The sequence below is a fragment of the Mycobacterium sp. 852014-52450_SCH5900713 genome (assembly GCF_001667075.1).
Lineage (GTDB): Bacteria > Actinomycetota > Actinomycetes > Mycobacteriales > Mycobacteriaceae > Mycobacterium.
In genome coordinates, this window is record NZ_LZIL01000050.1 from 82,835 (window position 1) to 103,943 (window position 21,109).

General features: G+C 67.3%; 24 protein-coding genes and 1 tRNA gene. 10 read left to right on the plus strand and 15 right to left on the minus strand.

The features are described from left to right. Positions 1–12: 12 nt before the first annotated feature. Both A5773_RS14575 and A5773_RS14580 read right to left on the minus strand, forming a co-directional pair. Positions 13–630 carry an SIS domain-containing protein gene (locus A5773_RS14575; protein ID WP_197505486.1) on the minus strand — a complete coding sequence of 206 codons (618 nt, stop codon included), beginning with the start codon at positions 628–630 and terminating at the stop codon, positions 13–15. Then, positions 618–1,634 carry a GHMP kinase gene (locus A5773_RS14580; protein ID WP_067791483.1) on the minus strand — a complete coding sequence of 339 codons (1,017 nt, stop codon included), beginning with the start codon at positions 1,632–1,634 and terminating at the stop codon, positions 618–620. The genes A5773_RS14575 and A5773_RS14580 overlap by 13 nt, the downstream gene beginning before the upstream one ends. A 215-nt stretch (positions 1,635–1,849) precedes the next feature. Between A5773_RS14580 and A5773_RS14585 the strand changes: the two genes are divergently transcribed. Further along, on the plus strand, positions 1,850–2,590 hold the full coding sequence (locus A5773_RS14585) for a class I SAM-dependent methyltransferase (protein WP_066957413.1): 741 nt from the start codon (positions 1,850–1,852) through the stop codon (positions 2,588–2,590). A 5-nt stretch (positions 2,591–2,595) separates the two neighbouring features. On the opposite strand, the gene A5773_RS14590 is transcribed toward A5773_RS14585, so the two are convergent. The 3 genes from A5773_RS14590 to A5773_RS14600 form a co-directional block, all read right to left on the minus strand. Next, entirely contained in the window at positions 2,596–2,847 is a 252-nt protein-coding gene (locus tag A5773_RS14590) for a hypothetical protein (protein ID WP_066957415.1), read from the minus strand. An 85-nt stretch (positions 2,848–2,932) separates the two neighbouring features. Then, positions 2,933–4,078, minus strand: a complete 1,146-nt coding sequence (locus tag A5773_RS14595; RefSeq protein ID WP_066957417.1) for a M20/M25/M40 family metallo-hydrolase — start codon at positions 4,076–4,078, stop codon at positions 2,933–2,935. A gap of 86 nt (positions 4,079–4,164) precedes the next feature. Beyond that, a complete protein-coding gene (locus tag A5773_RS14600) occupies positions 4,165–5,385 on the minus strand; it encodes a cytochrome P450 (protein ID WP_067265407.1) in 1,221 nt (406 codons plus the stop codon). Positions 5,386–5,573: 188 nt separating this feature from the next. Here A5773_RS14600 and A5773_RS14605 point away from each other — a divergent pair, with 188 nt between their 5' ends. The 5 genes from A5773_RS14605 (at position 5,574) to A5773_RS14625 (ending at position 10,243) form a co-directional block, all read left to right on the plus strand. Further along, positions 5,574–6,122: a TetR/AcrR family transcriptional regulator gene (locus tag A5773_RS14605; protein WP_066957791.1), complete on the plus strand. Its 549-nt coding sequence runs from the start codon at positions 5,574–5,576 to the stop codon at positions 6,120–6,122. A 103-nt stretch (positions 6,123–6,225) separates the two neighbouring features. Next, entirely contained in the window at positions 6,226–6,831 is a 606-nt protein-coding gene (locus tag A5773_RS14610; protein ID WP_067791395.1) for a TetR/AcrR family transcriptional regulator, read from the plus strand. Beyond that, complete coding sequence (locus tag A5773_RS14615; protein WP_067265410.1) at positions 6,828–7,646, plus strand: hypothetical protein; 819 nt, start codon at positions 6,828–6,830, stop codon at positions 7,644–7,646. The genes A5773_RS14610 and A5773_RS14615 overlap by 4 nt, the downstream gene beginning before the upstream one ends. 90 nt (positions 7,647–7,736) lie before the next feature. After that, positions 7,737–9,677 (plus strand): alpha/beta hydrolase, encoded by a 1,941-nt coding sequence (locus tag A5773_RS14620; RefSeq protein ID WP_067791397.1) that lies wholly within the window; start codon positions 7,737–7,739, stop codon positions 9,675–9,677. Further along, positions 9,674–10,243: an LppA family lipoprotein gene (locus A5773_RS14625; protein WP_231989268.1), complete on the plus strand. Its 570-nt coding sequence runs from the start codon at positions 9,674–9,676 to the stop codon at positions 10,241–10,243. The genes A5773_RS14620 and A5773_RS14625 overlap by 4 nt, the downstream gene beginning before the upstream one ends. 13 nt (positions 10,244–10,256) lie before the next feature. On the opposite strand, the gene A5773_RS26065 is transcribed toward A5773_RS14625, so the two are convergent. From A5773_RS26065 to A5773_RS14660, 8 genes are all read right to left on the minus strand, one after another. Next, positions 10,257–10,877: a hypothetical protein gene (locus A5773_RS26065; protein WP_156659759.1), complete on the minus strand. Its 621-nt coding sequence runs from the start codon at positions 10,875–10,877 to the stop codon at positions 10,257–10,259. A 16-nt stretch (positions 10,878–10,893) separates the two neighbouring features. Continuing rightward, the gene (locus tag A5773_RS26535; RefSeq protein ID WP_067791399.1) at positions 10,894–11,952 is read right to left on the minus strand and encodes a hypothetical protein; all 1,059 of its coding nucleotides are present in this window, start codon (positions 11,950–11,952) and stop codon (positions 10,894–10,896) included. A gap of 2 nt (positions 11,953–11,954) precedes the next feature. Beyond that, the gene (locus tag A5773_RS14635; RefSeq protein ID WP_231989269.1) at positions 11,955–12,254 is read right to left on the minus strand and encodes a hypothetical protein; all 300 of its coding nucleotides are present in this window, start codon (positions 12,252–12,254) and stop codon (positions 11,955–11,957) included. A gap of 150 nt (positions 12,255–12,404) precedes the next feature. Next, positions 12,405–12,477: transfer RNA gene (locus A5773_RS14640), tRNA-Ala, on the minus strand. 50 nt (positions 12,478–12,527) lie between these two features. After that, a complete protein-coding gene (gene glpR / locus A5773_RS14645; protein ID WP_067265417.1) occupies positions 12,528–13,556 on the minus strand; it encodes a gephyrin-like molybdotransferase receptor GlpR in 1,029 nt (342 codons plus the stop codon). 152 nt (positions 13,557–13,708) lie between these two features. Next, positions 13,709–14,362 (minus strand): GNAT family N-acetyltransferase, encoded by a 654-nt coding sequence (locus A5773_RS14650; RefSeq protein WP_197505487.1) that lies wholly within the window; start codon positions 14,360–14,362, stop codon positions 13,709–13,711. 21 nt (positions 14,363–14,383) lie between these two features. After that, positions 14,384–15,676: a gephyrin-like molybdotransferase Glp gene (gene glp / locus A5773_RS14655; protein WP_067791401.1), complete on the minus strand. Its 1,293-nt coding sequence runs from the start codon at positions 15,674–15,676 to the stop codon at positions 14,384–14,386. 54 nt (positions 15,677–15,730) lie between these two features. After that, the gene (locus A5773_RS14660) at positions 15,731–16,642 is read right to left on the minus strand and encodes a UTP--glucose-1-phosphate uridylyltransferase (protein WP_066957434.1); all 912 of its coding nucleotides are present in this window, start codon (positions 16,640–16,642) and stop codon (positions 15,731–15,733) included. A 76-nt stretch (positions 16,643–16,718) separates the two neighbouring features. Here A5773_RS14660 and A5773_RS14665 point away from each other — a divergent pair, with 76 nt between their 5' ends. The 4 genes from A5773_RS14665 to mscL all read left to right on the plus strand — a co-directional run bounded on the left by A5773_RS14665 (position 16,719) and on the right by mscL (position 19,018). Next, positions 16,719–17,318 (plus strand): 5-formyltetrahydrofolate cyclo-ligase, encoded by a 600-nt coding sequence (locus A5773_RS14665; RefSeq protein WP_067265423.1) that lies wholly within the window; start codon positions 16,719–16,721, stop codon positions 17,316–17,318. Positions 17,319–17,406: 88 nt separating this feature from the next. Next, positions 17,407–17,745, plus strand: coding sequence for an FmdB family zinc ribbon protein (locus A5773_RS14670; RefSeq protein WP_066957439.1), 339 nt, complete (start codon positions 17,407–17,409; stop codon positions 17,743–17,745). Between the two features lie 67 nt (positions 17,746–17,812). Continuing rightward, positions 17,813–18,490 carry an SAF domain-containing protein gene (locus A5773_RS14675; RefSeq protein WP_067791403.1) on the plus strand — a complete coding sequence of 226 codons (678 nt, stop codon included), beginning with the start codon at positions 17,813–17,815 and terminating at the stop codon, positions 18,488–18,490. Between the two features lie 66 nt (positions 18,491–18,556). Further along, positions 18,557–19,018 (plus strand): large-conductance mechanosensitive channel protein MscL, encoded by a 462-nt coding sequence (gene mscL, locus A5773_RS14680; protein ID WP_066957443.1) that lies wholly within the window; start codon positions 18,557–18,559, stop codon positions 19,016–19,018. Between the two features lie 4 nt (positions 19,019–19,022). Here mscL and A5773_RS14685 read toward each other — a convergent pair whose 3' ends face one another. Both A5773_RS14685 and A5773_RS14690 read right to left on the minus strand, forming a co-directional pair. Continuing rightward, positions 19,023–19,580: a molybdenum cofactor biosynthesis protein B gene (locus tag A5773_RS14685; RefSeq protein ID WP_066957446.1), complete on the minus strand. Its 558-nt coding sequence runs from the start codon at positions 19,578–19,580 to the stop codon at positions 19,023–19,025. Next, positions 19,580–21,049, minus strand: a complete 1,470-nt coding sequence (locus tag A5773_RS14690; RefSeq protein WP_067791405.1) for a S1C family serine protease — start codon at positions 21,047–21,049, stop codon at positions 19,580–19,582. The genes A5773_RS14685 and A5773_RS14690 overlap by 1 nt, the downstream gene beginning before the upstream one ends. Positions 21,050–21,109: the final 60 nt, after the last annotated feature.

Genomic DNA, 21,109 nt, shown 5'->3' on the forward strand with positions numbered 1-21,109 from the left:
GTCGCGACGGTCTCAGCAGGGCCGCGGAAACAACGCCGCTTCGACCATCTCGCAGATCGAGTGGCCCAGGTGCAGGCACGCCTCCTGGACCCGCCCGGTGTTATCGCTCGGTACCCGGATGCAGAACTCGGCCACATCGGCCACCTTTCCCCCGCGCGCACCGGTGAGCGCCACCGTCGTCATCCCGGCGTCGGCGGCCGCCTCGAGCGCGCGGACGACATTCGGTGAGTTGCCCGAGGTGGTGAGGCCGACCACGACATCCCCCGCGCGGCCGGCGGCGAGCACCTGGCGGGCAAACACCTCGTCATAGGAGTAGTCGTTGCCGATCGCCGTCATCGCCGCCGTGGCGTCCGGCAGGCTGAACGCGGCGAGACCCGGGCGGTCAAAAGCGAAGCGCCCCATCAACTCTGCGGCCAGATGCCCCGCGTCTTGTGCGGATCCGCCGTTGCCGAAGAAGATCACCTTTCCTCCGGCTCGCAACGACTCGATCATTAGTCGCGCGATCTCGACGGTCTGCTCGGCGATGGCGCCCGACAGCATCTGCTGCTTGACCGCGATGGTGTCGGCCAGTCGCTCCTGGACCAGCTCGACGCTCGGCGTGACGACATCCGAGCGGCTCATGCCTGCCATGTGGTCAATCCCTTGCTCTCAAAAGCGAATTCGGTGATGGTGGCCCCGGCCGACTCGAGGCTTTCGATCAGGCGGTGCTTCTTCGCGAAGTCGCAGAACAGCAGGATGTAACCGCCGCCGCCCGCCCCGGTGATCTTGCCGCCGAGTGCGCCGTTGCGCAGGGCCAGGTCGTAGAGCTCGTCGATGCGCTCATTAGTGATGTACGGGGACATGCGCTTCTTCTGGGTCCAGGCCTCGCCCAGCAGGACGCCGAAATCGTTCAGCTTGTTCGTCAGCAGGGCGGCCTTCATGGCAACGGCCAGCTCCTTTTGTGCCCGGAGTCCGGCCAGGGTGTCGTCGGCGCCGGTGGTGGCGCGCCGCGTTTGGTCCTCGATCACGCGGGCGGAGTCCCGCGTGATCCCCGTAAAGCACAGCAGCAGGCTCAGTTCGAGCTCGAACGCGGTCTCCTCGCGGATACGCAGCGGGTTGACGATCACGCGGTCGGTGAACTCGATGAAGTTGAACCCGCCGAACGTCGCCGCATACAGGTCCTGCATGCCGCCCGTGATGCCCAGGTCCTCACGCTCGATGGCACAGGCCAGCTGCGCGGTCTCGTATTCGCCCATCGGCACGCCGTAGTGCTCGGCGAGCAGGCCGGTCAGCGCGACCATCATCGTCGACGACGAGCCCAGACCCGATCCTGGCGGAGCGCTCGAACGCAGCACCAGGTCATAGCCGTCCGTGCCCTCCTTGCCGAACCTGCGCACCGCGGCCTTGATCAGGTCCAGGCTGCCGTCGTAGAGGATCTCGCTGTCGAGCGTCATCTCGTGGGTGGTCTTGAAGTCCACCGACTCGATCGTGACCCGGCGATCGGTGCGCGGGGACAGCGATCCCTGCGCGTATCGGTCGATGGTCGCGGAGAGGACGCAGCCGCCTTCGGTGGTCGGGAACGGCGGTACGTCGGTGCCGCCCCCCGCGAATGAAATCCGCAGCGGCGCACGCGCGCGGATTCGGGGCCGGGGCAGGGGATTCACTCGACGTAATCCGATCAGCCGGCCGACGCGCGTCCCGCGATCGTCTGCGAAAGGTGCGCCACGTCCTAATCCCATCCGTTGCCTGCGCGAGGCCCCAATGCGTCGCCTCTCACGAAGAGCCCTAGCGTAACAGCCGGATCGGCAGAAAAATCGGGATTCACCTGCGGATTATGCCAACCCGTCCAAGCCTTCACGAAAGCGATGAAATGACCCAGGATGCAGTCGAATTGACCCGTGGTCTGCTCACCGAGGCCGCGGTACCGCGGCACGGTTTCCTCGACGTATTGGGCGAATCGATGAGTTCCCCGGCCCCGACGTTCGCGCAGCGAGCCATGAACAGCCCCTTCGTCGCGACGGTCTACGAGCGGCTGTGGCGCCCCGCCGCGTTCTATGCGGCCAGTGGCGTCACCACCGGCGCCGAGCAGCGGCGCGCGGCTACGGCGTTGCGGCTGTCCACTGCGGGACGATTGCTCGACGTCGCCTGCGGCCCAGGCAATTTCACCGGATCGCTGGCGGAACAGCTACCGGACGGTGGCCTGGCCGTCGGTTTCGACATCTCCGAGCCGATGCTGACGCGCGCCGTCCTGGACAACAGCACCCCGCGCACCTGCTATGTCCGCGGAGACGCCCGCGCGTTGCCGTTCGCCGACGCGACATTCGACGCGGTCTGCTGCTTCGGGGCCCTGTACCTGATGCCCGAGCCGTTCCGCGTGGCTCGCGAAATGGTGCGGGTGCTCAAGCCCGGGGGCCGCATCGCGGTCCTCACCAGCTACGTCCCGGACCTGCCGCCGGTGCGGCATGCGATGACCGCCGGCGCCGGCGTCATCGGGCTCACCATGTTCGACCGGCGCGCCTTCGTCGACCTGTTCTCCTCGGCCGGGCTGGTCGACGTCGAGCAACAGACGCAGCGGGCGCTGCAATTCGTCGCCGCCGCAAAGCCGGACTGACGAGACTAGGAGGCCACCTTGCACACGCCGAGGACCCGGACGACCGGCGTGCCAGCCGCGCATTCCAGCACCCAGGGGTCGCCGTCGTCGATGGGCTCCGAAGTCAGGGTGAAACTCACCGGCTGCCCGCTGCGCTGGGTCATCTGCGTGCATTCGACCTGGAAGAGGCGATAATCACCGCCCTGATCGATGGCGAGTGAGAACCCTGGCCGCACCGACTCAACCGGCACCTTCTGCAGGTAGTAGTCAACGTTCATCCGTCGACCGTAGGACCGGTATTCCGGCGCGCCGGGGGCCGCCACGCGCCTCTTAAGCAATGTTCAGGCAAATTTTGGGACCGTATTAATCTTCGCCGCGCGCATGCGCACCGGGCTGCAGGACGAACTCGGCGATCACGGCCGCCATGTCGTCGATGGCCCGGCGGGGTATGACTTCGTAACCATGCGTGCTCAGCGTGGGCACGCACAGCAGGCCCGCGCGCGGCGTCAGCCCGTTGGCCTTCGAATGCGACGCATCGGATTCGAACGCGCCCAGCACGGCGGCCTGGGGCGACAGCCCCAACTCGGTGGCGATGCTCATCAGCCGGTCGGCGACGTCTTTGTCGTAGACGCACAAGGCGTCGCTGTAGCCGACGATCGGGCCGCCGGTGACGGTGGTGCCGTATTCCTGCTCGGTGGGGCCCACCTCCAGCGCGAGGGTGAGGGTGCCGGGCAGCGACCCGCTGGCGTAGGTGCCGCCCACGCCGCCGATCTCCTCGTTGGTGGTGAACACGAGGTAGACGTCGTCGACGGGCCGCTGGCCGCGGTCGCGCAGCTGGGCGGCCGCGCGCAGCAGGGCGGCCACCGCGGCCCGGTCGTCGAGGAAGTAGCAGCCCAGGTAGCCGCCGAACTCGACCAGCGTCCTCTTGCTGCGGTCGACGCACACCCGGGTGCCCGGGCGCACGCCGGCGGCCTCGAGCTCGTCGGTGCTCAGCCCGGTGAAGACGTAGACGTGATCCCAGTCCAGCGCCTTATCGCCTTGGTCGGGCTTGGTCTGCCAGATCCGCTGGCTCTCCTGCGTGGTGTGCTCGGAACCGAGCGTGAGCACCGCGGTCAGCGTCTCGTGCTGGCCGAGCACGGCGACGGGCCCGAGGCCGAAGTTGCCCGGATACATCGTGCCCAGCTGGGTCAGGTGCAGCGTGCCGTCCGGCTCCACGCGCTTGACCAGCATGGACAGTTCGTCCATGTGCGCCATGATCCGCGTCGCCACGCCGGGTTCGGCCGCCGAGGACACCCGGTGCCGGTGGGCGCGCCCGACGCCGTCGGCGGGCGGATCGGCGGCGATGTACCCGATCAGATTCCCGGCGTCGTCGGTCCACATGTCGTCGACGACCGGTCGCAGTTCCCGGGCACACACGGCGCGCACGTCGGCTTCCTGGCCGCACGGCCCGTAGGCCCACAGGAGTTCTTGCAGCAGGCCGTCGGTGGCGTTGTCCTCGCGCGTCGCCATTCGGTCCTTTCAGGTTCGCGGCTCGTCCGAAAGGATCAGTACCCCGCTGGTGTGGTGTGCAACCTCGGGCCTGCTCGGCGCGGCGGTTACGCGTACGCGAGTTCCAGCCGTTCGAGGCGCCGAACCAGCAGACTGGGGAGCCACCTCCCGACGGCGGCGGCCGTGACGTTCGAGGTTCGCTCGAGGAGGTGGCCCAGCACAATGGTCGCCTCCAACCGGGCGAGTGCGGCTCCGACGCAGAAGTGGATTCCCTTCCCAAAGCTGATGTGGCCCTTCCCCGCAGGCCGGTCGAGTCGAAACTCTGCGGGGTTGTCGAAGTGCGAGGGGTCCCTATTGGCGGCTCCCCACAACAGGATCAGGCGCGAACCCGCCGGCAATTCGGCGCTGCACAGTTCGGTGTCGTCGACGACGTGCCGGTAGTGACCGCGGAAGGGCGGTTCGTAGCGCAGCACCTCTTCCAGAAACGCCCCGAGCGCGTCCGGCCGATCCCGCAGCTGCCGCTGGATATCCGGCCGAGTCGCCAAAACCCAAGCGGCAGAACCGATCAGGGAGGCCGTGGACTCGCCACCCGCGCTGAACAGTGTGATCATTATGGCGAGTGCCGCTAAGTCGTCCAGATCGCCGGAGGCGCAGGCGCTAGCGAGATCACCGAGCAGATTGTCTTGTCGATTGCCGGCCGCGTGCTGGAACAGTTCCGTGACGTAGCCGCTGAGTTCCAGCACCGCGATGCCCGCGGCATCCAGCTGATCTTGGGTGACCAGCCCTTCGACCACTTGGGTCGCGGAGTAACCCCACCGGATGAGCTTGTCGATGTCGGCGTCGGGAACGCCGATGATCCTGCCAACGATCATCATAGGCAGCCGGTTCGCCATTGCGCTCATCCATTCGATGCGTCCGTCTCGCGCCCGGACATCCCAGATCCGGGCTGCGGTGTCGGCGATGAATGGTTCGAAGGCGCGGATGCGCTTCGCCGCGAGTTGTGGCAGCAACGCCTTCCGATGCACGGAGTGGACCGGCTCGTCGGCCGTGGCCAACGCTTGGGTGGGTCCGCCGAGTTCGCCCATCGGCAAAGCTGCGACGCCCCCTCCTGGCTGATACATCATCGTCGCGGTCAGGTTCGACGAGAAATCGGCGCAGCGTGTTACCGCCTCGCTCACACCAGCCCAACTACTCACCGCGTAGAAGTCCGAATCTCCGATGCGATGGACGTGTCCGGCCTGATGCATCCGCTCGTAGAGCGGATACGGGTTCTGGATGAACTCGTCGTCGAAGAGCGCCAGGCCAAGACCACCGTCTCTCGATGTCATTCCTCAACGCTGAGCGGCGAAGACCTGCCGAGTCAATCGAAATCGACGAAGTTGCAATCCCCGGTACCCGCCTCCCGACCGCGTCGTCTCACCAGCGGGACATGACCTGCGGACACGGTGAAACATATCGCCAAGATCGTCTCAATTCTGAGAAGATATACATTCAGCGACTCAAGGGGGTGGAGGCCGTGGTCCGAGACGACTGGGTCGTCGGTGGCGATCGCCGGACCGCGGCGGCTGAACGTATCTACGCCGCGGCAACCGACCTCGTAGTGCGCGAAGGGCTGGATGCCTTCGACATCGACACCCTGGCGACGAGGGTCCACTGCTCGCGAGCCACCATCTACCGCTATGCGGGCGGCAAAGCCCAGATACGAGACGCGGTGCTGATTCGCCTGGCAGCGGGGATCATCGAGACGGTTCGCCGTGCCGTGGAGGGGCTCAGTGGGCCCGAACGCGTCATCACCGCCGTCACCGTCGCACTCGAGCAGATCAGATCGGACCCGTTGCGACGGTTGATGCTCAGTCCGGGCAGTTCTCCGGACTTGGGCGAGTTGCATTCCTCGCCGGTGCTCAGTCATCTGGCGGCCGAGCTCACGGGAATCACCGACGACCCGGAGGCGGCGCAGTGGATCGTACGGGTGGTGCTGTCCCTGGCCTACTGGCCGCTGGCGAGCAGTCGCGTCGAACGAAAAGTGCTGCACCGGTTTCTTGCTCCCGGCTTCACCGAAGGGTGAATCAGCCGGCCGCTAAGGGCAGTCGGTCCGGCTCTTCGATCGCCCCTCGATTCGTTGACGGCCGTCATTGACGGGCGTCAGCGACTTGCCGTACCGTGCAGCCATGGAGGCACAGGCCCCTCTCGGAGCCGCAACATCGGCGCGGGGCGTCCGGGAGGCTCGACGACTCGAGACCCGGGCACGCTTGTTCGACGCCGCGCTGGCCGAGATTGCGCAGCGCGGGCTTGCCGCCGCCGACGTGAGCGCCATCGCCGCCGCGGCGGGCGTGGTGCGGGGAACCTTCTATTTCCACTTCCCGACGAAGGAGCACGTTCTCGCCGAGTTGGAGCGCAGCGAGGAGACGCGGATCATCAGCGAACTCGGCGCCGCCAACGGCGACCTGTCGTCGATCCTCTCGCAACTCGTGGCCCACGTCCTGGATGCCGAAAAACGTTTGGGCGCAGCAGTTTTCCGGGATATGCTCGGCCTACACTTCTCGTCGTCCCGTCCGGTCGAAGACGAGTTCGCGCAACACCCGCTCGCACGGTTTCTGGTGGGCCTCATCAGCCGGGCGCAATCCGCGGGGCAAGTCTCGGCCGAGGTAGACGCCGCGGAGCTCGGCACGTTCTTTCTCACCGGGCTCTTCGCGCTGCTGGCCACCGGAACACACGATCCTGCGCAGTTAAGCCGTTACGTGACAACGATTGTCAAAGGAATGGAGAAACGATGAACGGCATCGAAGGGTACCGGGACTTTCTGGCCCGGCGTGACGGCGAAGCCGACCTGCTCAACAGGCGGTTGGCGAATCGCGAGCATTTCTTCAACGAGCTCGAGGCGAACCCCGTCCGGTCAGCCCATCCCGCCGACCGAGACACGTTCCTTCGCAACCTGCGCCGCCGGCGACCGGAAGCCGGGCTGGATCCGAAGATGCTGTTCCTGCTGGCAACGGCCAAACTGAACCAGGCTGAGAGGTTCGGAGTCGGACTCGGGGAAACCTACGGGCGCAACAGCGATCAGAACCTGCCGCCCGAGAACGTTTACCTCGAACTCGAAGAGCACTACCACACGCGGCTGCTCGCGTACGCCCTCGACATCTTCGATCTGACGTTTCAAGTCGTTCCCCCACCGTTCGTGATGCGCCAGTTCGTGAAGACCGGCGTTTTCCTACCCGAACGGCCGAGCTTTCTCTTCGTCGGAGCCGCTGAGATGGCGGGCTGCATCATGTTCGACGAGCTACGGCGCGCCGGCATCAAACTGTTCGCGGACGAACCGGAAGTCGCCGAGCGAATCGAACTGCTGTACAGCGAGATCCTGACGGACGAGATCGGACACGTCGGCTACTGCGCATCGCGCTGCACCGCCGGGGAGCGGGCGATCATGCGGCGCCTCTATCCACTCATTGGACGAATGTTCGCTCGCCAGACCGCCGAGATCAGCCTCCTGATCGACCCGAAGGCGTTGCACGCCCGGCTCAACCGCCCCTTCAACGTCGACGAACTGACCGCCGACCTGGACAACGAAACGTATCTCGTCGCTCACCCGTGACGGGTTGAGCGCTTGAACACGGGATCCCAATTCGGGGAGTAACGTCATCAGCCTGTCCGGGGAACGAATGGCGAACTTTCTGGCGGTGCGATGCAGCTGGTCTGGCTCAACGTTGCCGATTTGATCGGCCAGGCCGGCGGTGACCCGTGGGCGATCAACCGGAGTCTGCAGGCCGGCAACCCGTTCGAGATTTCTCAATTGGCGGACGCCTTCCACCAGGCCGGCGTGTGCACCGCCGAGGCGGACCATGCGTTCGAGCAAGCCCGTAACCGATTCGACGCGGCCTGGAACCACCAGAACGGCGACCACCCGATCAACGATTCGGCCGAGGTGCAGCGGACGGTCAAATCGCTTGGGGCGCAATGCCTGAAGCTACCCAAGATCGGGGTCGACCTGGAGAACATCGCGGCCGCCTTGGCCGAGGCGCAGAAGGCCGGCGCCGCCCAGATCGCCGCGCTGGAACGGCAGTTGCAGCTGCTCGACAAGCTCATCGGCGCGGCGATGAAGGATCTGGAGGACCCCAAACTCGACCCGAGCAGTCGTTCCCAGCTGGAGTCGTTGATCGAAGACGCCCGTGCCGACGCCGCCGACGAGACCAGGGATGCTCTGCACCAGCTGCAGTCGATCCGCGACGGCTACTTCAACACGCTGCAGAGGTCACTGGGCGCCTTGCACGGCGACGGATACGACCAGTCGGGTATCCAGGCGGTCGAGGGTCCGCTGTCGCCGGTACCGGACCTGCCGGACGACCCCAAGGAATTTGCGGACGTCTGGAACACTCTCACGCCCGCGCAGAAGGACCGGGAGTACCAACGGAACCCAATGATCGGAAATCACAATGGGATGCCCGCGGTGGACCGGGATCATTACAACCGGCTCAACCTGGCCGACGAACTGGGCCGCGCCCAGGCGGCCGCTGCACAGGCCGACGCGCTGAAGGCCCAGCATCCCGATTGGGCGGCGGGCAAGAACATTCCGCCGCCGAACGAGCCGGGGGCGATTTTCGACGACCGCCTCGCCTACGAGGCGTGGCAACGCCAATACGATGCCGCCCGGGACGGGGCCAAGTACCTGCCCGACCTGCAGGCCGTCGACAGAACCGTCAAAGCGAGCCCCGATCGCAAGCTCATGCTGCTCGACACCAAAACCGGTAAGCAGGCCCGCGCCGCGATCGCGGTCGGAGACCCCGACGCGGCCACCCACGTATCGGTCACCGCGCCCGGCTTGAACACCACCGTCCACGGCGCCATCGGGGGCATGGTGTCCGAGGCGACCGACGCGAGAAAGGAAGCGCTCCGCCAATTGAGCCTGACCCCTGGGCACGAACACGACACCGTGTCGGCCATCGCGTGGATCGGTTATGACCCGCCGCAGGTGCCGGGCTTCGACGACATCGGCAAATCGCTTGCCGGCGGGTGGGATGTCAGCCACGACGCCGTCGCCAGAGCCGGTGCCCATGACCTGGCCGGCTTCTACGACGGGATTCAGGCCGCCCACCACGGCGGCCCGGCCGACCTCACGGCGATAGGACACTCCTACGGCTCCCTGACCACCGGCCTTGCCCTGCAAGAGCCCGGCGATCACGGGGTGTCGCGAGCGTTGTTCTACGGCTCACCCGGCATCGAAGCCTCCACACCGCAACAGCTCCACCTGCAGCCCGGGCACGTGTTCACCATGGAAACGCCCGACGACCCGATCCAGTGGACCTACGACGGCCCGGCCATCGCCCACGACGTCGCCCCCTTCCTGCCGCCGCCCTTCCGGGACCTCGCTACAAGTGTCCTGGGCGCGGCGGACGCCTCCGGCGCCGGCCACTTCGGCCCGAACCCGGCGACCAACCCGAACTTCACCCACCTGGCCACCGGTCCCGCCACCGTGTCTGACGGCCATGGCGGCACCCTCACCCTTCAAGACGCGCACGGCCACAGCGACTACCCTCGCTTTCCCGACGGCGGCGGACTCAGAACGACCAACTACAACATCGCCGCCGTCCTCGCCGGACTCGGAGATAAGGCGGTTCCCACGAAGTGAGCAACAACCAGACCAGCGCCCGGAACCTGCAACGCCACGGCATGCTGTGCATCGCCATGGCCGCAATCGCACTAGCCGCAGGAGGATGTCACGTGAACCAGCCCTACGCGCCTACCCCACCCAACGACGCGACCAAGGCCCTCCAGGTGCTCAAGTCCCTGCCCTCGTTCGAGGACACCCAAACCCAGGTGCAGGCCGCGATGAACGAGATCACCGCCGCGGCAAGCAAATTGATCCCCTCGATCAGGTGGGAGACACCGCACGAGGGCTCCGGCGACAACTGCGAGCGACCGTACGAGCAAACCGACGGCAAACGCTACTTCCTCCCCGACGCCGTTGCCGCCAACGTGCCGGTCTCCGAGCAACAGTGGGCGACGATCCAAGAGACCGCCAAACAGGCGGCCGCCAAGATCGACGCCACCGACGTGCAGGTGATGCAGAACAGCCCCGGAAACCACGACGTGGGGTTCTACGGCCCCACCGGGATCTTCATCAAGGTCGGCTACCGGGGGAACCTCGTCGTCGCGGGCTACACCGGCTGCCGGCTGCCCCGCGACAAGAAATAGGTCGCGTGGTCGGCTATTCCGCGGACCAGAAATACGTGTAGTACTCCCGGACTTCCATTACCGATGACCACTGCGGAAATCCAGCGATAATCTCGGCATCGCCCAACTCCCCCATATCGGGCGGAGTATCGCCCAACCCCTCGATCTGCCCGATGTAAACACGAGCTGCTTGACCCGACACGGTCAAACGACCGAACCGCAGAACATAGTCCGGCGGTTCAGCGCCCTTCGAACCCTCAAGAGGCAGTGGCGCGCCGGCCGCATCAACAGCCCACGAATCCTCGTTCCCGGCATCCCGCGTCGGGAATGGCCCCCCGGCCCGTGCAGATCGCGTCGGCTCCCAATCACCATATTGAGCGTGCCAGGGGCGCTGACGCACCTGGTCGTCGTTCGACCAGGTCACGCCTCCCACGCCGTTCAGCACGACCAGGGCCGCGTTCGAACCCTCGAAGTCGCGACACCATTGAATGGCGCACAGAACTCCGACGCGGGAGCGCTGGGGTGACAGGCGCATATCAATGAACTCGGCTTCATCCAGCGCGCCTACCAAGACGAGGGGATTTCGTCGCGAGGACGTTGTTGCCTCCACCTCCGGTGTGAATTCGTAAAGCTGACTGACCGGATAAAGACTCATGGGTAGTAGCTTCTCCTCACTCCGGCAACGGTATATGTGCGAAGTCGTCGGATGGTGGAATCGTCCGTCCGGTAAAAGGATTCACCGTTTGCCCCATGCCATTCATATACACTACATAACCATTCGGATACTGGGGCGTCGGCTCCATGACGCGAATAGTTGTCACCCGCGGATCGCAGCCCGCCTGTCCGGGCTGGATGGGGAAAAGCCACCCCTTACCGGAATCTGCTGGCCCGGTTGAACTTTCGCCGGCAGGAACGCCCGGCAGCTGCTCCCCGTGCGGGCCGGCGACGGTTTCCGGCGGATGCTGATGGAATAGGACGTCAAGATATTGCCGCTTTTCCGAGTTCAGCTGCTCAGCCTCGAAGTTGAAATCGGCTCGTCGCGGATCATTGGGCGGCAGCCGATCAATGACCAGCTTATCGATATTGTTGTGCTCCCAAATCCTCCGGTTGACATCCCGCAGGCCCGCCTTGGCTTGCTCGCGTGACATCGCCGGCTGCGGAGCGTCTTTGAACGTGTGGTTGGCGACGCCACGAACGTGGTTGTCGGCCGGGAAGGTATCGCGGATGCCGGCGACCGCGACACTGATTTTGCCGGCGACCTCTTGGTCGAGGCTCACGAGTTGCACGGCGCGCTGGCGGATATCGCTCGCCAAGGCCTGCGCCTGAGCTTGCCGAGCGGCCTGCTGCACGGTCGAGCCGCCGACCATACGATCGCTAACTGAAAGATCTTCGCCAACAACAAACCCCGCGCTGCGCCCGTCTTCGACGGCGTAACGCACCCGGGAGCGAGCCGCGGTGAGATCTGAAGCGGCGCCGCGTGCGACGCCTGCCGCGGCTCGGAGTTGGTCGACGACCGCGCTGGTGCTTGTCATATCGGAGTGCGTCGCGCTGCGCACCGCGAGAGCGGCATCGCCGCGCCAATCGACTGACAGCGCGTCCCGCCACACCTGGTGCGCGACGCCATAACTGCGCTCGCCGACGGTCTCCCAGTAATCGGCCGCCTCGGTCAGGTGGTCGGTCGGCCAAGCCAACAGCGCGGACAAGCCGGGAACCCCAGCGACCCCCGCCATTGCTACCCGCCGTTCACCGACGGTGCCACCGCAGCGAATTCCGTGGCGGAAGCGGCTTCACTGGACGCATAGCGGTGATCCGCTTCAGCGACAGCAGTGGCGCGTGTCCCCACCCGTGCGGCCAATCCGCTACTGAACCGGGCCACGTCGCTGTGGGCGGCGGTGACCGCAGACGCGCTGGCCTGACAGGACAAACCCAGCGTCGGGGCCGCCAGCGTCTCACCGAGATCGCCAGCCAAGGCGCTCCAACGGGTGGCCATCGCCTGCACACCGGCCGTATCCACACGCAATGGTTGAGACACGAGCGAAGTGTATGCAGGCGAATTTACGCCTGCCAGTCACCGCGACCACGCCGGACCTGGCCGCCGCGCGCGGCCGGCCAAACTGCCGCGCGGTCTCCGCAGACGGCTCCCGATATTGCTCGAACGATGGCCTGACCTGCTCAAACTCTGTGGAGCTAAGGGGATTCGAACCCCTGACCTACTCGATGCGAACGAGTCGCGCTACCAACTGCGCCATAGCCCCTGACCGCTAGCAGGCTACCAGCCGCGGCACGAACCGCCGAACTGCCGGCACTACTCGCCGACGGCGCGCGGCAGGTCCCGGGGCCAACCGAAGTTCCGCATCGGCATCGCGTAGTCCAGGTGCTCGAAGATCGGATCCTCGTCGTCGATTTCCAGCACCACCGCGCCGGGACGCCGCAGCCGAGACGGGACCACGTCGTAGTCGCGGTCGTAGGCGTTCTCCACGCCCATCCGCGCCCGCGCCATCCGCTGCATGCGGCGGTGGCGCACCTTCTCCTCGATGCGGGTCTGGCGCCGCAGGTACGCCAGGTACAGCAGCGTCACCGCGGTGGCGGTGCCGCACGCCCACCACGCGCTCGGCGAGATCTTGAACGCGGCTGTGGCCGTGCCGACCAGGACGACCGCCATCACCATCAGCACGCGCCTGCGGAACTTGTACTTGCGGGCGCTGACCGCGGCGGCGGTCTTCGCGTCGAACCGGCGGCGACGGGAGGAGTTCCGCGGGATCGGCGCCGGCATTTCCTCGTCGTCGGCCTCGGCCTCCGGCTCCAGACCCGAAGAGTCCTCGACGTATTCGAAGCCTTCGTCGTCTTCTTCGTCGCCGGCGTGGGCGACGATATCGGTGTCGGAATCCTCGTCGTCCTCGGCTTCCTCCTCGACCGCCGCGCCCGCCGGAAGCGCCTGTGAATCCTCGACGACGTCGACGTCGAGGTAGTCGGGCTCGGTGCGCTCGGGCGCCGCAACCTTCATGACCACCGGGCGCAACTGGCGCAGTTCCTCGGTGTCGTGGTCGTCTGCGTCCTCTTCGTTCTCCTCCTCGGCGAGGTCGCGGTCCTCGTCGAGCTCGGTTTCGGCCGACTCTTCCGGTGGCTTCCAGTCCGGGTCGGTGCGGTGACCGGCGGCCGGACCGCTGCGCTTGATCAGGCGCGAGTTCCCGCCACCGTTGAGGACCCGGGTCGCCAGGGCCACGTCGCTGGTGCGCCGCACGGCGTCGCGTTTGCTGACCAGCATCGGCACCAAGACGAACAGCCAGAGCACAACGAGCGAGATCCACAACAGTGACTGCGGAATGCTTGGCATGACGACCTGCTCTCTTCGGTTCCGATCCCCGCGAGGCCCACCGGGTCCAGCGCGGCCGGGTCTTGGTGACCAGGACAATTACACACCTGTAATTTGCCTCTCACAAGCACCATGAGTCACTCGTGTCGCGGTAGCCACATCGCGAGGGGCCGTCAAGCCCAGCTGGCGTGTCCGCCCCGGACCAGGGTCGAGGCCACCGATCCGGACACCTCTTCGGCGGTGATGGCCATCAAGAGATGGTCCCGCCACGCCTTGTCCACCTCGAGGTAGCGCTGCAACAGCCCCTCCTGGCGGAACCCGACTTTCGCCAATACGGCTCGGCTGGCGGCGTTTTCGGGCCGCACGGTGGCCTCCACGCGGTGCAGCATCACCGGGCCGAAGCAATGGTCCAGGCCCAGCGCCAACGCCGCCGTGGCCACGCCGCCCCCCGTCGCCGACCGCGGCACCCAGTAGCCGATCCACGCCGACCGCAGCGCCCCATGGGTGACGTTGCCGATGGTCAGCTGGCCACAGAACTGCCCGTCGAGCTCGATGACGTAGGGCAACATGCGGCCGGCACGGGCCTCGGCGCGTAGGCCGGAGCACAGCGCCGGCCACGCGGCGACCGTGTGCCGGGCCGTCCAATCGCCCTCCGCGCTGGGCTCCCACGGCTCGAGGTGCGCGCGGTCGGCCAACCGGATGCGGCTCCACTGGGCGCCGTCGCGCATTCGCACCGCCCGCAACCGGACCACCCCCGCCGGGACGCGCAACGGCCCGACGTCCAGCGGCCAACCCGGATGACGGGCGTTGGTACGCAACAGGTTCACGAACGCGCGGAGTCGTTGCACTTAACCGCGCTGAGCCAAGAAGGCGACGTCGACAATCTCGCCGGTGCGGATTTGTTCGGCGCCGCTGGGCACCACCACGAGGCAGTTCGCTTCGGCGAGGGTGGCCAGCAGGTGGGAGGACGCCCCCGGGGCTCCACCCAGCGCCTGCACCAGATATTCACCGGTCTCCTGGTCGCGCATCAGCTGGCCGCGCAGGTAGCCCTTGCGCCCGGCGACCGAAGTGATGGGCGACAGCGTGCGGGCTTGCACGATCCGGCGCATCGGCTGGCGCTTGCCCAGGGAAAGCCGGATCAGCGGCCGCACCATCACCTCGAAGACGACCAGCGCGCTGACCGGGTTGGCGGGCAGCAGGAACGTCGGGACACCATCGCGGCCCAGCTGCCCGAATCCCTGGACGGACCCGGGATGCATCGCTACGCGGACGACTTCCATCTCCCCGACCTCGGAAAGCACCGACCGCACCCGCTCGGCCGCGGCACCCCCGACGCCGCCGGCGATCACCACCACCTCGGCCCGGTTGACCTGGCCCTCGATGACTTCGCGGAATTCGCCGGGGTCGCTGCTGACGATGCCGATGCGGTTGACCTCCGCGCCGGCGTCGCGGGCCGCCGCCGCCAACGCGTAGGAGTTGACGTCATACACCTGGCCGTTGCCCGGGGTGCGCGAGATATCGACCAGTTCGCCGCCGACGGCGACCACCGTCACCCGCGGCCGCGGATGCACCAGCACCCGTTCGCGCCCGACCGCCGCCAGCAGGCCGACCTGGGCCGCGCCGATGACCGTGCCCGCACGCACCGCGACGTCACCGGGCTGCACATCGTCCCCGGTGCGGCGCACGTACGCGCCCGATGGTGCCCCGCGCAGGATCCGCACCCGCGAGCTGCCGCCATCGGTCCAGCGCAACGGGATGACGGCGTCGGCCAGCGTGGGTAGCGGGGCCCCGGTGTGCACGCGGGCGGCCTGGCGGGGCTGCAGGCGGCTGGGCGTGCGCGCACCGGCCTCGACGGTCCCCATCACGGGCAGGACCAGGCCCTCGCGCCGGTCTTCGTCGAGCTCCGCATCGCCGGGCGGTTCGCCCAGACTGTCGGCGCCCACTTCGCCGATGCCCAGCACGTCGACGCTGCGCACCGCATAACCGTCGATCGCGGCCTGATCGAACCCGGGCATGGGGCGCTCGGTGACTACTTCCTCGGCGCACATCAGCCCCTGCGCCTCGGCGATGGCCACCCGGATCGGCCGCGGAGCCACCGCGGCGGCCGTTATCCGGGCCTGCTGCTCCTCCACAGAACGCACAGCGCGCCTCTCTGCCCTAGACGGGCGCCGTGTCGGGCCGGGCGCATCGGCCGGCTACTTCTCGGCCAGGCCTAACCGCGCCACCAACCATCGCCGCAAATCCGGGCCGTAGTCGTCACGATCCAATGCAAAGTCAACCGCAGCCTTGAGGTAGCCGCCGGGATTTCCCAAGTCGTGTCGGGATCCGTGATGCACGACGACATGCACGGGGTGGCCCTCCGAAATGAGCAGGGCGATCGCATCGGTCAGCTGCACTTCGCCGCCCACCCCACGGTCGACGCGGCGCAACGCGTCGAAGACGGCGCGGTCGAGCACGTAGCGGCCCGCCGCGGCCAACATCGATGGGGCGTCCTCGCGCTTGGGCTTCTCGACCATGCCGTTGACCTTCAGCACGTCGGGGTTGTCGTTGCCGGGCACCGGCTCGACATCGAAAACCCCGTAGGCGCTGATCTCTTCGGGCGTCACCTCGATGGCGCACAACACCGTGCCACCGTGGTCCGCTCGCACCTTCGCCATCGCCTCCAGCACGCCCGTCGGCAGCACCAGGTCGTCGGGCAGCAGCACCATCACGGCGTCGTCGTCGGACGTCAGCGCGGGCTCCACGCAGCTGATGGCGTGCCCCAAGCCCAGGGGCTCGGCCTGCACCACGGACTCGACCTTGATCAGCTGCGGCGCGCGACGCACCTTGTCGAGCATGGCCTTCTTGCCGCGGGCCTCCAGCGTGCCCTCGAGGACCAGGTCCTCGACAAAGTGCGCGACGACGCCGTCCTTGCCCTCGGAGGTGATGATCACCAGGCGGTCGGCGCCCGCCTCAGCCGCCTCGGCGGCGACCAGCTCGATGCCGGGGGTATCGACGACCGGCAGCAGCTCCTTGGGAACCGTTTTCGTCGCGGGCAGGAAGCGGGTACCAAGACCGGCAGCGGGCACGATCGCCGTGTGTGGGACCACCACTTTTGGGCTTGACATTGTTCACACGATAACCCGAACACGGTTTGCCGAGTCGATGTGGCGCGGCCGAAGACCCGGCTGCAATGGTTAACCCATGGCAACCACCAGCAAGGCCGTGTTGCGGGGGCAGCTGCAGGCGGCCCGGCGTCGCGTTGCCGACGCCGTTCGGGCCGACGAGGCGCGCATGTTGTGCCAGCGACTGGAGGCCGCGGAAAACTTCCTGAGCAGCGGGAGCACGATCTGCGCATACGTGCCGGTCGGCGCCGAGCCCGGCTCGATCGACATGGTGGACGTGTTGCTGCGGCTGGCCGGACGGGTGCTGCTACCGGTTGCGCGCACCACCGCCGACAACACGCCGCTGCCGTTGCGCTGGGGCGAATACCGGCCCGGCACATTGGCATCGGCGCGGTGGGGATTGCTGGAGCCTCCGGAACCGTGGCTGCCGGCGTCGGCGATCGCGGAGGCGAGCCTGATCCTGGTGCCGTCGTTGGCCGTCGACCGCTCCGGGGTGCGGTTGGGCCGGGGTCGTGGTTTCTACGATCGCTCCCTGCCCGGCCGCGACCCCCACGCCCGGCTGATCGCGCTCGTGCGCGACGCGGAGTTGGTGGACGAGTTGCCCGCCGAGCCGCACGACATACCGATGACCGATGCGCTCACCCCGCGGGTGGGACTAATACCACTCGATCTGGGATAACAGATCGGGAATGAGCGGCGTCACGTGGCGGTTCTAGCACTTGAGACGTTAGAGTGCTAACAGACTTTGCAATCACCCGGAGGTTTTTGTGCCGACTTACAGCTATCAGTGCACCGAGTGCGACGATCGCTTCGACATCGTGCAGGCCTTCACCGACGATGCGCTGACCACCTGCGAGCGCTGCTCCGGGCGGCTGCGCAAGCTCTTCAACTCCGTGGGCGTGGTGTTCAAGGGCAGCGGCTTCTACCGCACCGACAGCCGCGAGTCCGGCAACAAGAAGTCCACGAGTTCTACCAACGGGTCCTCGTCGAGCGATTCCGGGTCGACCTCGGGATCCGCGGAGAAGTCCGGGTCGAGCGAGAAATCCGGCTCGACCGAGAAGTCGAGCAGTACCTCGACGGCGTCCGCCGCCGCTGCCTCGAGTTAACGGGTTATCCACAAACGCTTTTGCCGCCGGCATGCGCCGGTGACCGCGTTGCGCTTACGTTCGCGGAGTGGGCGAATCATCGCTGAATCCAAGCCTGTTCAGCCGCCTCTTGATGCTGCGTCCGGATTGGACCAAGACCGTGCTGGCGCGGCGTGTCGCCGCCGGCGGGCTCGTCGTGCTGGCCGCCCTGGCGGCGCTGCGCTCCGACCCGGCCGGTGACTATGCCGAGGTGCTGATCGCCGATCACGACCTGCGGCCGGGCGCCGCGTTGACCCCCGCCGATGTCCGTCTCGAAAAGCGTTTGGCCTCAACCGTTCCCGATGGGTCACTGACCGACGTCAGCGCCGTGGCCGGTTCGACGCTGGCCGGCCCGGCGAGGCGCGGCGAGGTGCTCACCGATGTGCGGCTGTTGGGCAGCCGGCTGGCCGAGGCCGCAATCGCGTCGAAGGCGGGTCCCGGCGCCCGCATCGTGCCGCTGCGGCTGGCGGATAGCGCCCTGATCGACCTTGTCCGCGTCGGCGACGTCGTCGACGTGCTGGCCGCACCGACAACCGGCTCACCGGAGACTCCCCAGGCCGCCCCGAAGGTGGTGGCCACCGACGCCGTCGTGGTGCTCGTGTCGGCCAAGCCAAAGGTGCAGGGCGCGGACGGTGACCGCGTAGTCTTAGTTGCGCTGCCGGCTCGCGTGGCGAATACGGTGGCGGGCTCGGCGCTGGGTCAGGCGGTGACCCTCACCCTGCACTGAGTGCCTCCCCGCCGTCGGCCACGCGGCCGACAGCAAACTCTGCCCAATCCCAGGAAGGACATCTCAATGTTCAAAGGGTTCAAGGAGTTTCTCTCGCGGGGCAACATCGTCGACCTGGCCGTCGCGGTGGTCATCGGTACCGCCTTCACCGCACTGGTCACCAAGTTCACCGACAGCATCATCGCGCCGCTGATCAACCGGATCGGCGTCAAACAGCAATCCAACGTCGGCGCCTTGAAGATCAGCATCGGCGGCGGCCAGACCATCGACCTGAACATCCTGCTATCGGCCGCGATCAACTTCGTGCTCATCGCCGCGGTCGTCTACTTCTTCGTCGTGCTGCCCTACAACACGCTGCGTAAGCGCGGTGAGGTCGAGCAGGCCGACGACGCCCAGGTTGTTCTGCTCACCGAAATCCGGGACCTGCTCGCCCAGACCGACGGAGATTCGTCGGGCAAGCACGGCGGGACGACCACTACGCCCCCACCCGAGCACGGACCACGCGCCGACGCCGAGTCACAGACCTAGGCGGTCAGATCTCCAGGCTCGACAGCTGCCCGATGATTTGAGCGGCCAGCGGATTCAGCGTCGCCATTCCGTCGCGCACCGCGTACCGGGAACCGGCCAGGTTCACCACCAACGTGCTTCCGGACACCCCGGCCAGGCCGCGTGACAGCCCGGCGTCGATGATCCCCGCGGACAGCCCCGAGCCTCGAATGGCTTCGGCAATGCCGAGGATTTCCCGGTCCAGGATTTCGCGGGTGGCCTCCGGGGTGACGTCGCGCGGGGTGACACCCGTACCGCCAACGGAGACCACCAGGTCCACGCCGCCGATCACCGCGGTGTTGAGCGCGTTGCGAATCTCGACCTCGTCCGCCGCGACCGCAACCACACCGTCGACGACGAATCCGGCCTCGGTCAGCAGTTCGGTTACCAGCGGACCGCTGTGGTCCTCGTCCCCGTGAGCGGTGCGATCGTCGACCACCACGACCAGGGCCCGGCCGACTACCAACTCCGCACCCGTATCCATGGGTGCCACGGTATAACCGAGCTCCGACAATCCCGCCGCCGAGGGTTCTTCGACTCGCATTACTGATCCGCCTTCCCCAGGGTCACCGGCACGGTACGGCTGCCACCAGCGGGATCCTGGAAGGTCAGCGAGATCTTGTCGCCGGGCGCCTTGGACCGCACGGCCGCGACCAGGGCGTCAGCGCTGCTGATCGGACGATCGTCGACCTTGGTGACGATCACATTCTTGGGCACGCCGGCGCTCGAGGCCGCACCACCCGGCACGACGTCGACGACCTTGGCGCCCGGGGAGCCCTTGTCGTTCGTCACCTGCACGCCGAGTGAGGCGTGGGACGCCTTGCCGCTGCTGATCAGCTCGTCGGCGATGCGCTTGGCCTGGTCGACCGGGATCGCGAACCCGAGCCCGATCGAACCGCTCTGGGCATCCGGCGAATCGGCACCCAGGGTGGCGATGGCCGAGTTCACGCCCACCAGCTGGCCGTTCATGTTGACCAGCGCGCCGCCGGAGTTACCCGGGTTGATGGCGGCGTCGGTCTGGATCGCGTCCAGCACGGTGTTCTGGTTGCCCGACTCACCCGTGGTGGACACCGGCCGATTCAGCGCGCTGACGATCCCGGTGGTCACCGTGCCCGACAGACCCAGCGGCGACCCGATGGCCACCACCGGTTGGCCGACGCGGAGATCCGACGAGGAGCCCAGGGAGATCGGGGTGAGGCCGGAGACGCCCTGCACGCGGATCACGGCGATGTCGCTGGTGGGATCGGCGCCGAGGACCGTGAAGGGTGCGGTGCGGCCGTCGGCGAAGGTCACCGTGGTCTTGGGCGCCGGACCACCGGGTCCGCTACCGGGGCCTCCGGGCGGACCGCCGGGGGGAGCCGCGGGGCCCTTCGGCGGCCCCGCGGCCGCCGCGACCACGTGGTTGTTGGTCAGGATCAACCCGTCGGCGGAAAGGATGATGCCGGAGCCCTCTTCGGACTGGCGGCCCAGATCCGTCTCCAGCATGACGACGCTGGGCACCACCTTGGAGGCGACCTGTTCGACGCTGCCCGGCGGCATGTTCGCCGCCGGGACGGTGGGGGCGCCGATGACGCTGCGCCCGTTGCCGCTGGTGGTGTGCGTGCCCAGCTCGACAGCCGTCGCCGCGGCCCCGCCGATGCCCGCCGACACCACCGCGATGGCCAACGCGCCTACGGTCAACAGCCCTGCGCGGGAACGTTTTTGGGGGCCCGGCGGCAGCATAGGGGGCAGCATGCCGGGAATCGGGCCGGTCCCGGTGGCCCCGGGCAGGGGGCCTACCCCGGTTCCCCCCGGCGTCCGGCCCGGACCGGTGCCGTTGTACGGGTCGTAGGGCTGCCGGAATTGGGAGGTCTGCGAACGCTGCCGCCAGTCGAATGGCTGGCTATACGGTTGCTGATGCCCCTGGCCGTAAGCAGAGGTCCCCGGGTGGGTCGGGGTGGGCGCAGGCTGATTCGGCGCGGGACGATATCCCGGCTGCTGCGGCGGTGGCGAATACCTCGGGTCATTCGTCATGTCGCTAGGTCGCACTTCCTCTATCTCAGTATCGGCTCGTCGGCTCGACTGGGTTCTTCA